At 61.7% G+C, this 13,492-nt stretch carries 19 protein-coding genes; 14 read left to right on the top strand and 5 right to left on the bottom strand.

What is annotated here, in order from left to right:
• Positions 1-18: 18 nt before the first annotated feature.
• Both EN851_RS05105 and EN851_RS05100 read right to left on the bottom strand, forming a co-directional pair.
• Complete coding sequence (locus tag EN851_RS05105) at positions 19-630, bottom strand: pyridoxamine 5'-phosphate oxidase family protein (protein WP_135928698.1); 612 nt, start codon at positions 628-630, stop codon at positions 19-21.
• 63 nt (positions 631-693) lie between these two features.
• Complete coding sequence (locus tag EN851_RS05100; RefSeq protein ID WP_135915939.1) at positions 694-1,047, bottom strand: DUF971 domain-containing protein; 354 nt, start codon at positions 1,045-1,047, stop codon at positions 694-696.
• A gap of 192 nt (positions 1,048-1,239) precedes the next feature.
• On the opposite strand from EN851_RS05100, the gene moaA reads away from it, so the two are divergent.
• The 14 genes from moaA to EN851_RS05030 all read left to right on the top strand — a co-directional run bounded on the left by moaA (position 1,240) and on the right by EN851_RS05030 (position 11,638).
• Positions 1,240-2,235 carry a GTP 3',8-cyclase MoaA gene (gene moaA / locus EN851_RS05095; RefSeq protein ID WP_127279945.1) on the top strand — a complete coding sequence of 332 codons (996 nt, stop codon included), beginning with the start codon at positions 1,240-1,242 and terminating at the stop codon, positions 2,233-2,235.
• 76 nt (positions 2,236-2,311) lie between these two features.
• Positions 2,312-2,764: a hypothetical protein gene (locus tag EN851_RS05090; RefSeq protein ID WP_245520689.1), complete on the top strand. Its 453-nt coding sequence runs from the start codon at positions 2,312-2,314 to the stop codon at positions 2,762-2,764.
• Between the two features lie 137 nt (positions 2,765-2,901).
• Positions 2,902-3,261, top strand: a complete 360-nt coding sequence (locus EN851_RS05085) for a hypothetical protein (protein ID WP_127279947.1) — start codon at positions 2,902-2,904, stop codon at positions 3,259-3,261.
• A 178-nt stretch (positions 3,262-3,439) separates the two neighbouring features.
• Positions 3,440-4,360, top strand: a complete 921-nt coding sequence (locus EN851_RS05080; protein ID WP_135928696.1) for a DMT family transporter — start codon at positions 3,440-3,442, stop codon at positions 4,358-4,360.
• Between the two features lie 167 nt (positions 4,361-4,527).
• The gene (locus EN851_RS05075) at positions 4,528-4,950 is read left to right on the top strand and encodes a hypothetical protein (protein WP_135928695.1); all 423 of its coding nucleotides are present in this window, start codon (positions 4,528-4,530) and stop codon (positions 4,948-4,950) included.
• A 142-nt stretch (positions 4,951-5,092) separates the two neighbouring features.
• A complete protein-coding gene (mobA, locus tag EN851_RS05070) occupies positions 5,093-5,725 on the top strand; it encodes a molybdenum cofactor guanylyltransferase MobA (RefSeq protein WP_135880375.1) in 633 nt (210 codons plus the stop codon).
• Positions 5,722-6,231, top strand: a complete 510-nt coding sequence (gene mobB / locus EN851_RS05065) for a molybdopterin-guanine dinucleotide biosynthesis protein B (protein ID WP_127279909.1) — start codon at positions 5,722-5,724, stop codon at positions 6,229-6,231. Before mobA ends, mobB begins: the two co-directional genes overlap by 4 nt.
• 158 nt (positions 6,232-6,389) lie before the next feature.
• Positions 6,390-7,175, top strand: coding sequence for an ABC transporter substrate-binding protein (locus EN851_RS05060; RefSeq protein WP_135928694.1), 786 nt, complete (start codon positions 6,390-6,392; stop codon positions 7,173-7,175).
• 75 nt (positions 7,176-7,250) lie between these two features.
• Positions 7,251-7,967 carry an ABC transporter permease gene (locus EN851_RS05055; RefSeq protein ID WP_127872456.1) on the top strand — a complete coding sequence of 239 codons (717 nt, stop codon included), beginning with the start codon at positions 7,251-7,253 and terminating at the stop codon, positions 7,965-7,967.
• On the top strand, positions 7,964-8,788 hold the full coding sequence (locus tag EN851_RS05050) for an ABC transporter permease (RefSeq protein WP_135928693.1): 825 nt from the start codon (positions 7,964-7,966) through the stop codon (positions 8,786-8,788). Before EN851_RS05055 ends, EN851_RS05050 begins: the two co-directional genes overlap by 4 nt.
• 124 nt (positions 8,789-8,912) lie before the next feature.
• Positions 8,913-9,782 (top strand): NAD(P)-dependent oxidoreductase, encoded by an 870-nt coding sequence (locus tag EN851_RS05045; RefSeq protein WP_135928692.1) that lies wholly within the window; start codon positions 8,913-8,915, stop codon positions 9,780-9,782.
• 6 nt (positions 9,783-9,788) lie between these two features.
• Complete coding sequence (locus EN851_RS05040; protein ID WP_135918758.1) at positions 9,789-10,493, top strand: DNA alkylation repair protein; 705 nt, start codon at positions 9,789-9,791, stop codon at positions 10,491-10,493.
• Positions 10,453-11,028, top strand: coding sequence for a GNAT family N-acetyltransferase (locus tag EN851_RS05035; protein ID WP_135928691.1), 576 nt, complete (start codon positions 10,453-10,455; stop codon positions 11,026-11,028). Before EN851_RS05040 ends, EN851_RS05035 begins: the two co-directional genes overlap by 41 nt.
• Before the next feature lie 46 nt (positions 11,029-11,074).
• Positions 11,075-11,638, top strand: coding sequence for a DUF3299 domain-containing protein (locus tag EN851_RS05030; RefSeq protein WP_135918489.1), 564 nt, complete (start codon positions 11,075-11,077; stop codon positions 11,636-11,638).
• Between the two features lie 9 nt (positions 11,639-11,647).
• Here the strand turns inward: EN851_RS05030 and EN851_RS05025 are convergent, their stop codons facing one another.
• The 3 genes from EN851_RS05025 to EN851_RS05015 form a co-directional block, all read right to left on the bottom strand.
• Complete coding sequence (locus EN851_RS05025; RefSeq protein WP_006205209.1) at positions 11,648-12,139, bottom strand: Lrp/AsnC family transcriptional regulator; 492 nt, start codon at positions 12,137-12,139, stop codon at positions 11,648-11,650.
• A 108-nt stretch (positions 12,140-12,247) separates the two neighbouring features.
• Positions 12,248-12,922, bottom strand: coding sequence for a uracil-DNA glycosylase family protein (locus EN851_RS05020; RefSeq protein WP_127277777.1), 675 nt, complete (start codon positions 12,920-12,922; stop codon positions 12,248-12,250).
• Positions 12,862-13,473: a glutathione S-transferase gene (locus tag EN851_RS05015; protein ID WP_127277776.1), complete on the bottom strand. Its 612-nt coding sequence runs from the start codon at positions 13,471-13,473 to the stop codon at positions 12,862-12,864. Before EN851_RS05015 ends, EN851_RS05020 begins: the two co-directional genes overlap by 61 nt.
• Positions 13,474-13,492: the final 19 nt, after the last annotated feature.

Here is a 13,492-nt window from a genome sequence, read left to right as displayed (position 1 = left end):
TTTGCGCCCCTCAACTCACTACCACATCGATTTTTTAGCCCGCTCCGGCCATTCCCTGTCGTAGGTTTCGCCGTCGATATTCTTGCGGCTGGTGATTTCCAGGATCTTTCCGGGTGTCGGCAGCGATTTCGGATCGACATGTCTCTCCGGATTCCACAGTTCCGACCGCACGATCGCCCGGGCGCACTGGAAATAGACCGAATCGACATCGATCACCGTGACCGAACGCGCCGGCTTGCCGTCGACCAAGAACGACGCACACAACGCCGCATCCGTGGTGATATGCGCCCGGCCATTGACGCGCAGCGTCGTGCCGGAGCCCGGCACCAGGAACAGCAGGCCGACGCGCGGGTCGCGGATGATGTTCTTCAACGAATCGGCACGGTTGTTGCCGCGCCGGTCCGGCATCATCAGCGTTTTCGCATCGACGATACGCACGAAGCCCGCGAGATCGCCGCGCGGCGAACAGTCCAGCCCCTCTGGGCCGCTGGTCGCGAGAGCGACGAAGGGGGACGCTTCGATAAAGGCGGCGTATTCGGGAATGACATGGTCGAGTTCCTTGACCACGGAGGCTTCGCCGGGCAGTCCGTAAAGGGCTTCGAGTTGTTCGATTGTGGTGATGACCGACATTTTCCGTCTCCCGATCCGCCGCCCCTACTCCCGACACGTGACGTTTTGACGACGCAATGGCGGCTAACGATCGCGGCTCAGGCCCTTCTCGGCGAGTTCCGCGAGATAGACGCTCCAGCGTGCGTCCTTCTCGTGGCCGAGCGTGTGCAGGTAATTCCAGGTGAAGATGCCGGTGTCATGGAAATCATCGAAGGTGATGCGCACGGCGTAATTGCCGACCGGTTCGATCTTCAGGATGGCCACATTGCGTTTGCCGGGAACCGTCACCCTTTGTTCCGGCGAATGACCCTGCACTTCCGCGGAAGGCGACGCCACGCGCAGCAATTCCGCGGGCAGCTCGAACGGCTGGTGGCCCGGAAACGTCACGGTGAGCAGCTTGCGGTCCTTGGAGACCCTCAGTTCTTTCGGCGCCGTCATGGTCGATCCTGCTTGAATTCCCCTTCCCTACGCTGCTTCGCTCCGTACGCAAAGGCGTCAACGGTGTCCGACACGCAATGTCGGTCGGGGAATGTTACCAAAGATCAAGGCAAGCTATCTTGAATGGCGGGTTGGATCGTATCACATAGCTGTATATAACGACGCCGTTAACGGCCACGGAAACGCTCGAACATGAACATGATCGACCCCTTCGGTCGCACGATCAGCTATCTCAGAGTGTCGGTCACCGACCGCTGCGATTTCCGCTGCACCTATTGCATGGCCGAGGATATGGCCTTCCTGCCCAAGAAGGACCTGTTGTCGCTGGAAGAACTCGACCGGCTCTGCACCGTGTTCATCGAAAAGGGTGTCAAACGGTTGCGCCTCACCGGGGGTGAGCCGCTGGTGCGCAAGAACATCATGCACTTGGTGCGCCAGCTTTCGCGGCACCTCGAAAGCGGCGCGCTGGAAGAGCTGACGCTGACCACCAACGGCTCGCAGCTTTCGCGCTTCGCCGCCGAACTCGCCGATCGTGGTGTCAAGCGCATCAACGTTTCGCTCGACACGCTCGATGCCGACAAATTCCACGCCATCACGCGCTGGGGCAATCTCGGCAAGGTCATGGCCGGCATCGACGCGGCTCAGGCGGCCGGATTGAAAGTCAAGCTCAATGCGGTGGCGTTGAAGGATTTCAACGACGTCGAACTGCCCGAGATGATGCGCTGGGCGCATGGCCGCGGCATGGACCTGACCGTCATCGAGACCATGCCGATGGGCGAGATCGACGCCGACCGCACCGACCAGTATCTGCCGCTGTCGCTGCTGCGCGCTTCGCTTGAGCGCCAGTTCACGCTGACCGATATCCCCTTCAAGACCGGTGGCCCGGCCCGTTATGTCCATGTCGCCGAGACCGGCGGAAAACTCGGCTTCATCACGCCGATGACGCATAATTTCTGCGAAAGCTGCAACCGGGTCAGGCTGACCTGCACGGGCACGCTCTATATGTGCCTTGGCCAGGAGGATGCGGCCGATCTGCGCGCGCCGTTGCGCGCGTCCGAAGGCAACGAACTTGTCGCTGACGCCATAGACGAAGCCATCGGCCGCAAGCCGAAAGGTCATGACTTCATCATCGACCGCCGCACCAGCCGCCCTTCGGTGTCACGCCATATGAGTGTCACGGGCGGCTGACCTTCTCGTCTGTCTGTGCAAGAATTGCCCCGCAATCATCGGCTTCGGGTCAGACATGCGGTGGCTCTATTCAATCGTGACATCTCTAGCCGTGGTCTCGGCGACCACCGCTATTGCCGCGCAATCCACCTATGTGAACGAGCGCTTCGGCACCGTCTGCACCTTTCCCGGCGATATCTTCACCGATCGCCAGCCCGAGCCTGAAAATGGCGACGGCCAGATGTGGCTGAGCGCGGACGGCGCCAGCCTGACCTGCTCCGGCATATTCAATGTCGATGACGAGACGCCGAAGGGGTTCATTGCCGGCGAAAAGGCGAGCAATGAACCAGGGTACGAAGTCACCTACAGCAAAGCCGGCAAGGACTGGGCGGTGCTGTCGGGCGTGAAGGATGGAAAGATCTTTTATGAGCGGCGGCTGTTTGGCAGGGATGGCGTCATCCGCACGGTCTGGATCGATTATCCGCCGGCGCTGAAATCGAAATATGACCTGTTGGTCGGCGTCATCGCCGGCAGCCTCAGGGGGCCATGAGCCGTAGGCGGCCATCAGCATTTTAGCCACACCGCAAACAAATCTTTGTCCGCAAATATCCGTCTGATTTACTGGTGACGGTTTCCCGCCTAGCCTCCGTTCCGTAGCGGTTCTTCGCTGTCTCGGGGGATTACATCATGCGCGAACTTCTTCTTTCCTTCGCCCTGCTCGGCCTGGCCGCCCTGCCCGCGGCTGCCCAGTCGATCGGCGGCACTTACACCGTCGCCGGCACCAATTTCGACGGTTCGGCCTATGATGGCGAAGCCACCATCACACTGACCAGCGGGACCACCTGCGCGATCCATTGGGAGACGGGCGGCTCGTCTTCGGATGGCATCTGCATGCGCAACGACAATGCATTCTCCGCCGGCTACGTCATGGGCAAGGATATCGGCCTCGTCGTCTACAAGGTCGAGGATGACGGGTCGCTGCATGGCCTGTGGACCATCGCCGGCAAGGACGGCAACGGCACCGAGGTGCTGACGCCGAAGAAATAGACGTCGCCTCGGCTGTACAAGTGTCGGGAGGCGACGCCGCCTTCCGACCGAATTCGTGCCTGATCCGGGATGATTTCACGCCAGCGACGATGGGTATCCGGTGCTGGCCCAGCCCTTGCCATTGCTGTTTCGTGGCGGGCTGTTACAGGCTTGCTTGCTCAGGCAATCGGTAGGTGTCTTGCCCCTTTCCCCAAATCTTCGCGGCGCGTTGTTCATGGTGGTGGCGATGGTTGGCTTCACGCTCAACGACGCCATTACCAAATACTCGTCGCAGTCGATGAACATGGCGCAGGTCATGCTGATCAGAGGAGCGTTCGCCTCGCTCTTCGTCGGCCTGCTGGCCTGGCAACGTGGCGCGCTTTTCCGGCCTCGCCTGATGGTGCAGCCGCTGGTGGCGGTCCGCGTGCTGGGCGAAGCGGGCGCCACGGTGTCCTTCCTGGTCGCTCTCGCGCATTTGCCGATTGGCAGCGTTTCGGCCGTTCTGCAAGCACTGCCGCTGGCGGTGACGATGGGCGCGGCGCTGTTTTTCGGCGAAGCGGTCGGCTGGCGGCGCTGGCTGGCGATCGCTATCGGTTTTGCCGGGGTCATGATCATCGTGCGGCCGGGTTTCGAGGGCTTCAGCGTTTACTCGCTGGTGGCGCTGGCATCGGTCGCGTGCTGCACGGTGCGGGACCTCGCCACCAAACGCATCCCCCAGGCCATCCCGACGATGCTGGTCTCGACCGCCACCGCGCTTGCCATGACCGTCGTCGGCGCCTTCCTGTTGACGCCGATGGGTGGCTGGACCCCGATGACCGGCAAAGGCACGGCGCTGCTGGCATTGGCCGCGGTGCTGGTGCTGATCGGCTATCAATTCATCATCATGGCGATGCGTTCGGGCGAGATCTCCTTCATTGCGCCGTTCCGCTATACCGCGCTCCTCTGGTCGATCCTGCTTGGCTTGATCATCTTCGGTGACGTGCCGGACATGCCGATGATCGCCGGTGCGGCAATAGTCGTCGGCTCGGGTCTCTATGCGCTTTATCGCGAGCGCGTCGTCGGTCGGCGAAGGATCGTCGCCGAAAGCACTGGGCCGGCCATGGCGCCGGACGGAATCTAGCCGCGCCCGTGGGTAATGCATCAGTTTGAAAATGGCGGGCCTTGAATATGTTGTGTGAAAAAGGCAGTTATCCCTAGCTCTGGCGGGGCGATGCGGCTCGATACGCCATCTGGACATCAAGCCCTAGGATGTCGCACCCTCTTCTTGGAACAAGGGGGAGATCTGCAATGGCCAGCAAAGTCAGGGCTATCTCAGTTTACACTGCCAAGGATTATCCTCGCATCCGCCAGCTTCCTGGTGCCGATGACATGCCGGCGACTTGGGAAGAGTGGCACGCCGATTTCGAAGCTTCCAAGGCGGAACGGCTACACCGCCGCGACTTCACCCACGCCAAAGTCCTCATAAGACCCGGCAAGTTCAAAGCGTGGCTAGACGAAAACTCACTCTCGGCCTCGGAACATGCGAGACAACTCTACGCTCAGGAGCGCCTGGATTCAAAGCCGGCAACGGGGGAAGGGCGCCGCGAGTTGGAGCAAATGCTAATCGTCTCACAACGGCAAATGTTATCCTATTATCGGCCGCCACGGCTACGCGTGGCGCACCATAAGCCCATGCCCAAAGGTCCGGTCGCTTTATCTATGCGGCCATAGCCGGATTGTACCTCGCGTGGCTGGCTCATCATTGGCTTGGTTGAAGGCCTCGCGCGCGTAAAGCGCCGGATTTCAAACTGATGCACTACCCGCCCGTGAAGTCGCTTGCGATTTCACGGGGTTGGCGTACAGGCTGGGCAGAATGAATCGGGATGTCGCAGGGATCATTCTGGCGGGTGGCCAATCGAGACGGATGGGCGGTGGCGATAAAAGCCTTTTGCCGCTTGGCGACGGCTGTGTGCTTGACCAGATCCTGTCGCGGTTTGGCCCGCAGTTCGAGACCCTGGCGCTTAGCGCCAATGGCGACCCGGCGCGGTTCGCCCGTTTCGGGCTACCGGTGCTCGCCGATACCGTCGAGGGCTTCGCCGGGCCGCTCGCCGGAATCCTCACCGGCCTCGAATGGGCCGCTGCCCGCACACCTTGCACGGCGATCGTCACCGCTGCCGGCGACACGCCATTCCTGCCGCTGGATCTCGTCGATCGTCTGGAGGCGGCGGCCGGCGAACGTCCCGGTTCGATCGCGGTCGCTTGCTCGGCAGGCAGGCTGCACCCGACCTTCGCGCTATGGCCGGTCGGATGCCGCGACGCCTTGCGGCATTTCCTGGTCGATGAGCACAACAAGCGGGTTTCGGCCTTCATCGAGCAGCACGGCCATGTCGAGGTCGAATTCCCGATCCTGCAATCCGCCGGACAATCCATCGATCCTTTCTTCAACATCAATGTGCCGGACGATCTTGCCCAGGCCGCGCGCCTGTTGCAGAGCATGACGTCATGAACAGACGCGTCTTCGGCATCACCGGCTGGAAAAACTCCGGCAAGACCACACTGACCGAGAAGTTGGTCGCCGAGCTCGTGCGGCGCGGCTGGAAGGTATCGACGGTCAAACACGCCCACCATGATTTCGACATCGACAAGCCAGGCGCGGACAGCTTCCGCCATCGCCAGGCCGGCGCCACCGAGGTTGCGATCGTGTCAGGCAATCGTTGGGCGTTGATGCACGAGTTGCGCGGCGAGGATGAGCCGCCGCTGGACGCCATCCTCTCGCGGCTCGCCCCATGCGACATCGTGCTGGTGGAAGGCTACAAGCGCGAACCCCACCGCAAGATCGAAACGAGGCGACTGGAAGCAAAGGAGCGGACGCCGCTTGCGGCGGGTGATCCCAATATTGTCGCCATCGCCGCGGATTTCGCCATCACCGGCCAGAGCTTGCCGGTGTTCGACCTCGACGACACGAAATCCATAGCCGACTTCATCGAGCGAACGACCGACCTCGTTGCTTGAGAAGTAACGTAACGGCAGAAGCCCATTGCCGATTTTGGCGGTTTTGCAGTTGCTTTCTTCTTGGAAAGAGTGGGAGTATCGGCCCAGCGGGCGGTCAAAAGCACCGCCCCACAGAGCCGTTTCGGAACGACGGCCGGGACCATAAAGAGAGGACTATCATGCGTATTGCACTGCGTATCGCGCTCGCCGCATCGGCTGCGCTGCTGACGCTCGGCGTAGCCCAGGCCCAGGAAAAGACCCTGAGGATCGGCACCGAGGGCGCCTACCCCCCATTCAACAACCTCACCGCCGATGGCCAGCTTGTCGGCTTCGACATCGACATCGCCATCGCGCTTTGCGATGAGATGAAGGTCAAGTGCACCTTCGTGGCCCAGGATTGGGACGGCATCATTCCCGCACTTCAGGCCGGCAAGTTCGACGCCATCGTCGCCTCGATGTCGATCACGCCGGAGAGGAAGGAGAAGGTCGACTTCTCGCACAAATACTACAATACGCCGTCCGCAATCGCCGTGCCGAAGGATTCGCCTCTGAAGGGCGTGACCAAGGAAGACCTCGCCGGCAAGAACATCGGTGTGGCCACCACGACGACGCATTTCAACTATGCCTCGAAGACCTACACCGACAGCACCGTCAAGGGCTATCCGAGCAGCCCCGAGGAGCAGGCAGATCTTGCCAATGGCCGTCTCGACGCCATCGAGGACGATATCGTCGTGCTGCAGCAGTGGCTTGATTCGCCAGACGGCGCCTGCTGCAAGATCCTCGGCCAGCCCTCGCCGCAACCGGTCGAAATCTTCGGACCCGGCGCCGGCATCGCCGTTCGCAAGGGCGATACCGACTTGGTCAACAAGCTGAATTCCGCCATAGACGCCATCCGTGCCAACGGAAAATATAAGGAAATCAACGACAAGTACTTCAAGTTCGACGTCTACGGCGCCGAGTCCTGATAGTCTGTTGCCAAGGCGGCAGGGGTCCCCTGCCGCCTTGTTCATCTCGGGAGCGCCGTGGAGTAAGACCAGTCAATGCCAGCCCAAAGCATATGGACACTGCTGAGTTGGGGACCCGAGGGCTGGAGTGACGATATTGCCTATGGCGCGTTGGTCACCATCGCGCTTGCCCTTGCCACGCTGCCGATCGGCCTGACGATCGGCTTTTTCGTAGCCTGGGCCAAGCAATCCGAAGAACCGTCGCTGCGGGTGGCCGCCAACATCTACACCACCGTGTTTCGCGGCCTGCCGGAACTGGTGACGCTGTTCCTGTTCTTCTTCGGCATGCCCATCCTGCTGCAATACGTCATCCGCCTCTTCAAGCCCGAGGCGACGATCGACGTCGACAGCTTCATCGCCGGCATGATCGTGCTGTCGCTGATCTTTTCCTCCTATGCCAGCGAGGTGTTTCTTTCCGCCTTTCGCGCCATTCCCAAGGGCCAGTATGAGGGCGGCTACGCGATCGGCCTGTCGACATGGCTGACCATGCGCAAGGTGATCCTCCCTCAGCTGCTCCGCATCGCCTTTCCCGGCCTCGAGAATTGCTGGCTGAGCCTGCTCAAGGACACCGCACTGGTCTCTGTCGTCAACCTCGCCGAAACCTTGCGCAACGCCGGCGTGGCGGCGCGTGTCACGAAACACGCCTTCCTGTTCTACAGCGTGGCCGCGCTGGTTTTCCTCGCTCTGGCGATCCTGTCATCGATCGCGACCGGGTTCATCTTGCGCTCGCTGGGACGGAGGGAGGCACGATGAGCCTCAGCCAAGCCATCTCCGTCGACCGGCCGCCGCCGCGGGCACGCGGCTGGCCGCGCACCCGTATCGTCGGGTACGCGCTCGTCGGCCTGTGGATTCTCTTCGGCCTCGGTATCCTCGCCTATCTCATCTATGCCTGGAATGGCGAGTTCTTTGCCAGATATGCGCCAGCCTATCTGCAGGGCCTGTGGGCGACGCTGTCGCTGGTGGCGATTTCGATGGTGGTCGGCGCGATCTTTTCGTTGCCCGTCACCTATGGCCGCATGTCGAAGAGCCGCTTCCTGTCCGGCCTTGCCTACTGCTACGTCTACTTCTTCCGCGGCACGCCACTGCTGGTCCAGGTCTACCTCGTCTACTATGGCTTGGGCTCTTTCCGGTTGCAGCTTGAATCCGTCGGGCTGTGGTGGTTCTTCCGCGAGGCCTTCAACTGCGGCGTCTTCGCCTTCGCGCTCAACACCGCGGCCTACCAGGCCGAGATCCTGCGCGGCGCCATCGAAAGCGTGCCCAGGGGCCAATGGGAAGGAGCTGCTTCGCTCGGCCTGCACAAGCTGCAGACGCTGCGCAAGGTTGTCCTGCCGCAGGCGTTCATCGTGGCGTTGCGGCCCTATGGCAATGAACTGGTTCTGATGATCAAGGCCTCGGCCATCGTCGCCATCATCACGGTCTATGACCTCATGGGCAATGCGAAGCTCGCCTACGCCAAATCCTTCGACTTCCAGGCCTATGTCTGGGTCGCCATCGTCTATCTGGTGATGGTCGAGATCCTGCGCCATGGCGTCGAATGGATCGAGCGTCGGATCACCATCCATCTGCATCGCTGACGCATCGCCGAACCGTTCCTGATCGGCCTGTGCCAGTCGATGCGGCGGCGCGCGCCTTGACGAATTCGTCGCATGGCCTAGAGCTTCCGCAACTGAAATCTCTGTTTCGCCGGAAGGACAAGGCATGGCATCGGTGGCATTTCTCGGTCTGGGCGTCATGGGTTATCCCATGGCCGGACACCTGAAGAACAAGGGCGGCCACGACGTCACCGTCTACAACCGCACCCAAGCCAAAGCCGAACAATGGGTCGCTCAACATGGCGGCAACCTTGCCACGACGCCTGCGCAGGCCGCCGAGGGCAAGGATTTCGTCTTTTCCTGCGTCGGCAATGACGACGATTTGCGTTCGGTGACCACAGGGCCTGGAGGCGCCTTCAAGGCGATGAAGAAAGGCTCGGTCTTTATCGACAACACCACGGCTTCGGCGGAAGTCGCGCGCGAACTGGCGGAAGCCGCACAGGCGAGCGGGTTCTCATTCCTCGACGCGCCGGTCTCCGGTGGCCAGGCCGGCGCCGAGAATGGCGTGCTGACCGTGATGGTCGGCGGCGATGAGGCTGCGTTCGACCGGGCCAGGCCGGTCATCGACGCCTTTGCCCGCATGGTCGGGCTGATGGGGTCGGCGGGTGCCGGCCAGCTCACCAAGATGATCAATCAGATCTGCATCGCCGGACTGGTGCAGGGCCTGTCGGAAGGCATCCATTTCGGCAAGAAGGCCGGGCTCGACATCGAAAAGGTGATCGAGGTGATTTCCAAGGGGGCGGCCGGCTCCTGGCAGATGGAAAACCGGCACAAGACCATGAATGCCGGCAAATATGATTTCGGTTTCGCCGTCGACTGGATGCGCAAGGACCTCGGCATCTGCCTAGCGGAGGCCGACCGCAACGGCGCCAGGCTGCCGGTGACAGCGCTTGTCGACCAGTTCTACAAGGATGTGCAGGCGATGGGCGGCAAGCGCTGGGACACGTCCTCGCTGCTGGCGCGGCTGGAGAGGTAGGTGACGATGCCCCTGCCCGCTCCAGGCTGGACCGCGCAGGACATCGTCGCTCATCTGCGTTCGATTGGCACAGAGAAAAACCGCGCCGGCATGGCGCGGTTCGGCATCAACAACGCGACCGCGCTCGGCATCGGCAATGCGGACTTGCGGCCCTTGGCGCGCAAGGTGAAGCGCAACTATGAACGGTCCCTCGCGCTATGGGACACAGGCATTCGCGAGGCGCGGCTGATGGCGGCCTTCACCGGCGAGCCGAAAAAGATCGCCATCGAAGAGTGCCGCCGCTGGGCCGGCGATTTCGACTCATGGGAGATCGTCGACACCGTCTCCGACCTGTTCGTGGACACCCCGTTCTGGCGCCAGCTGGTCGAAGAGTTCGCCGCCGACGAGCGCGAATTCGTCCGCCGTACAGCCTTCGCCATGCTGGCATGGGCAGCCGTGCATCTGAAGAAGGAATCGGACGCGACGTTCCTGCCTTACCTGCCATTGATCGAATCCTATGCCGGCGATGAGCGAAACTTCGTCCGCAAAGCGGTCAATTGGGCGCTGCGGCAGATCGGCAAGCGATCGATGGGCCTGCATGCCCCCGCCCTTGCCCTGGCTCGGAAACTTGCGACCTCCCTGGACAAGACCGCCCGCTGGATCGGCAAGGACGCCGCCAATGAACTGTCGGATGCCAAAACGCTTGAACGCCTCGCCGCCAGGAAAGTTTGACGGCGCCGATATCCTTTTCACCGAGGTGACACGGGCAACACGCGCCAGCTTCGAAACGTTGTTCGAGCAGCCGGGTGCGCCAAAATATTGCTGGTGCATGGCTTGGCGCCACAGCCCCGAGCCCGCCCAGACCGACGAGAAGAAACGCCAGATGATGGCGCTCATCGATGCTGGCACGCCGGTCGGCATCCTCGCCCATATCGGCGGCAAGGCCGTAGCCTGGTGCTCGGTCGCGCCGCGAGAGACCTATCGTAAGCTATCGAAACAGCAGGACGACGGCGAGACAGGTGTGTGGCCGATCGTCTGCTTCTATGTGCCAAGGGCCTTGCGCGGCGGTGGCCTTGCTACGGCATTGCTCGATGCTGCCATTGACCATGCCTTCGCCAATGGTGCGCGCATCATAGAAGCCTATCCGGTAGACGAGGCCTCGCCGAGCTACCGTTTCATGGGCTTTCACGACATGTTTGCCAGCCGCGGTTTCCACGAGACCGGCATGGCCGGTTCTCGCCGCCATGTGATGCGGCTCGAGCATTGACGCCGCCAACAGCAGTGTCTTTACTTGCCCGCAAAGGGATGCGGCCATGAACCATTTCAAGTCGATCATAGCGCTTGCGGCCGCGCTTGCCCGCTCCACCGCCGGCGCCTCGGCCGAGACCACGCACATCCTCTGGAAGGATTTGCGCCCGGTCACCCAGGCGGTCGCCGAAGACGCCGGCCTGCCGATGATCGCGGCGAAACTGCCGGATCACGGCGAGACGCTGTCGGTCGCCCTGCAGGACAAAACGATACAATTAGCCGGCTATGCATTGCCGGTCGATCGCGACGGCGATCTCGTTTATCAGTTCCTGCTGGTGCCTTGGACCGGCGCGTGCAGCCATATGCCGACGCCTCCTCCCAACCAGATCGTGCTGGTCACGCCTGCCCGTCCCTACAAGATGTCGCAAACCTACCAGCCTGTCGCCGTGACCGGTGACTTGAAGCCGGACATGGAGAAAAGCCAGTTGTTCATTCTCGACGGCGTCAGCGTCATCCAGTCCGGCTATACCGTACGCAAAGCCGATGTCGTGGGCGTCGACACGGTTCCGGACTCCGTCATATTGCCGGTGAACTCGCCCTGGAGTTTCCTCAACAAGAAGAAGAATTGAACGGCGCGATCAGGCCGCGTTCGCGCCCGACTCCTTGTCCAGCACCATGTAGTCGAGCGGGATTTCGGTCGTGTACTTGATCTGCTCCATGGCGAAGGACGACGACACGTCCCGGATCTCGATCTTGGCGATCAGCCGTTTGTAGAAGGCGTCGTAGGCGGCGATGTCGGGCACCACGACGCGCAAGAGATAATCGACGTCGCCGCTCATGCGATAGAATTCGACCACCTCGGGAAATTCCTGGATGACCTCGGAAAACCGGCGCAGCCATTCATGGCTGTGCGAATTGGTGCGGATCGACACGAAGACCGTGACCCGCACATTGACCTTTTCGTGGTCGAGAATGGCGACGCGCCGCTTGATGACGCCCTCTTCCTCGAGCTTCTGGATGCGCCGCCAGCACGGTGTGGTCGACAGGCCGACCTTCTTGGCGACGTCGGCGACCGCAAGCGTCGCGTCCTCCTGCAGGAGGCGGAGAATTTTTCGGTCAAGGCGATCCATCGGAAGCTCCTGGTGGAATGGTTTCGCTATATTCCCTTTTGTTTAGGCCATTCACAAGAAAGAAATTCTGCCACTTGCGTCGAAAGCGAGTGATTTCTTGCTTAATGCCTAGCCTAGGCGATAGCGGATTTCCGACCGCAGGAAAGGCAGCAAATCCATTTCAAACCACGGATTCTGCTTCAACCAGCCAGTGTTGCGCCAGGACGGATGCGGCAGCGGCAGCACTTTGGGGCCGACAGAATTCTCCCAGATGGCGCGCCAGTTCATCACCGTTTCCGTCAGCGAGGGGCGGCGCGCCGCGCCCATGTGCCAGGTCTGCGCATAGATGCCGATCGTCAGCACCAGATCGATCCGCGGCATCAGCGCCATCAAGGGCGAGCGCCAGGCCGGAGCGCACTCACGCCTCGGCGGCAGATCGCCGCCCTTGGAGTCTTGTCCGGGAAAGCAGAAGCCCATCGGTACGATGGCGAATTTCTCGATGTCGTAGAATTCGTCGCTGCTCACATCGAGCCAGTTGCGCAGGCGGTCGCCGGAAGCGTCGGTGAATGGCATGCCCGACAGATGCACCTTGGTCCCCGGAGCCTGGCTGGCGATCAGGATGCGGGCGCTGGACGAGGGTCGCAGCACCGGACGCGGCTCATGCGGGAGCGGTTTGCCGACGGGATTGTCGACGCAGATGCGGCAAGCGCGGACCGTCGCGGCGAGCCTGTCGAGTTCGACGCTCAAGCGGCGGCACTCGGCCGGCTCGAGACAGCCTGATGCCAACGCAGCACATTGGTGCATTCCTCCGGCACCTTGATGCGTGCCGGCTTCATGAAATCGATCGCGATCAGGCCGGTGATGTCAGCGATCGAATAGCTGTCGCCGGCGGCGAATTCACGGTTGCCGAGTTCAGCGTCCAGCAGCCGGAGAAACTCCACCGCCTTCGGCTTGTTGGCCTCGCCCCATTCGGGAATCTGCGGGATTTCCCATTCCTTCATGGCCGGATGGATGTGGCGGAAAGCCTGCGCGACGCTGCTGAGCAGGTTGAACTCCATCCGCCTCTGCCACATCTCGACCTGTGCCTTGCCAAGCGAGCCGCGCCCGAACAATGCCGGCTCGGGGTAAAGCTCCTCGAAGTAGCGGCAGATTGCGACGGATTCGGTGAGGATGGTGCCGTCATCGAGCTCCAGAACCGGCAGGCGCCGCAGCGGATTGCGCGAACTGACTGACTGCTGCTTGTGTTCCAGAGCGCCCATGTCGACGGGCACCAACGGAACCGTGATCCCTTTTTCGGCGAGGAAAACGCGAACCCGGCGTGGGTTGGGCGCACGACCGCCGTCGAACAGCTTCATTTCGATCCTCCTTTTCTTT

The sequence above is a fragment of the Mesorhizobium sp. M8A.F.Ca.ET.208.01.1.1 genome (assembly GCF_004791315.1).
Classification (GTDB): domain Bacteria; phylum Pseudomonadota; class Alphaproteobacteria; order Rhizobiales; family Rhizobiaceae; genus Mesorhizobium.
This window is presented reverse-complemented; position numbering and strand designations above follow the sequence as displayed.

Coding starts and splice junctions, on each gene's coding strand:
- EN851_RS05060 (WP_135928694.1), top strand. CDS start 6,390: ATGCGTATTGCACTGCGTATCGCGCTCGCCGCATCGGCTGCGCTGCTG.
- EN851_RS05085 (WP_127279947.1), top strand. CDS start 2,902: ATGCGCGAACTTCTTCTTTCCTTCGCCCTGCTCGGCCTGGCCGCCCTG.
- EN851_RS05100 (WP_135915939.1), bottom strand. CDS start 1,047: ATGACGGCGCCGAAAGAACTGAGGGTCTCCAAGGACCGCAAGCTGCTC.
- EN851_RS05045 (WP_135928692.1), top strand. CDS start 8,913: ATGGCATCGGTGGCATTTCTCGGTCTGGGCGTCATGGGTTATCCCATG.
- EN851_RS05030 (WP_135918489.1), top strand. CDS start 11,075: ATGAACCATTTCAAGTCGATCATAGCGCTTGCGGCCGCGCTTGCCCGC.
- EN851_RS05055 (WP_127872456.1), top strand. CDS start 7,251: ATGCCAGCCCAAAGCATATGGACACTGCTGAGTTGGGGACCCGAGGGC.
- EN851_RS05040 (WP_135918758.1), top strand. CDS start 9,789: ATGCCCCTGCCCGCTCCAGGCTGGACCGCGCAGGACATCGTCGCTCAT.
- EN851_RS05025 (WP_006205209.1), bottom strand. CDS start 12,139: ATGGATCGCCTTGACCGAAAAATTCTCCGCCTCCTGCAGGAGGACGCG.
- EN851_RS05035 (WP_135928691.1), top strand. CDS start 10,453: ATGCCAAAACGCTTGAACGCCTCGCCGCCAGGAAAGTTTGACGGCGCC.
- moaA (WP_127279945.1), top strand. CDS start 1,240: ATGAACATGATCGACCCCTTCGGTCGCACGATCAGCTATCTCAGAGTG.
- mobA (WP_135880375.1), top strand. CDS start 5,093: ATGAATCGGGATGTCGCAGGGATCATTCTGGCGGGTGGCCAATCGAGA.
- EN851_RS05015 (WP_127277776.1), bottom strand. CDS start 13,473: ATGAAGCTGTTCGACGGCGGTCGTGCGCCCAACCCACGCCGGGTTCGC.
- EN851_RS05075 (WP_135928695.1), top strand. CDS start 4,528: ATGGCCAGCAAAGTCAGGGCTATCTCAGTTTACACTGCCAAGGATTAT.
- EN851_RS05020 (WP_127277777.1), bottom strand. CDS start 12,922: ATGCACCAATGTGCTGCGTTGGCATCAGGCTGTCTCGAGCCGGCCGAG.
- mobB (WP_127279909.1), top strand. CDS start 5,722: ATGAACAGACGCGTCTTCGGCATCACCGGCTGGAAAAACTCCGGCAAG.
- EN851_RS05050 (WP_135928693.1), top strand. CDS start 7,964: ATGAGCCTCAGCCAAGCCATCTCCGTCGACCGGCCGCCGCCGCGGGCA.
- EN851_RS05105 (WP_135928698.1), bottom strand. CDS start 630: ATGTCGGTCATCACCACAATCGAACAACTCGAAGCCCTTTACGGACTG.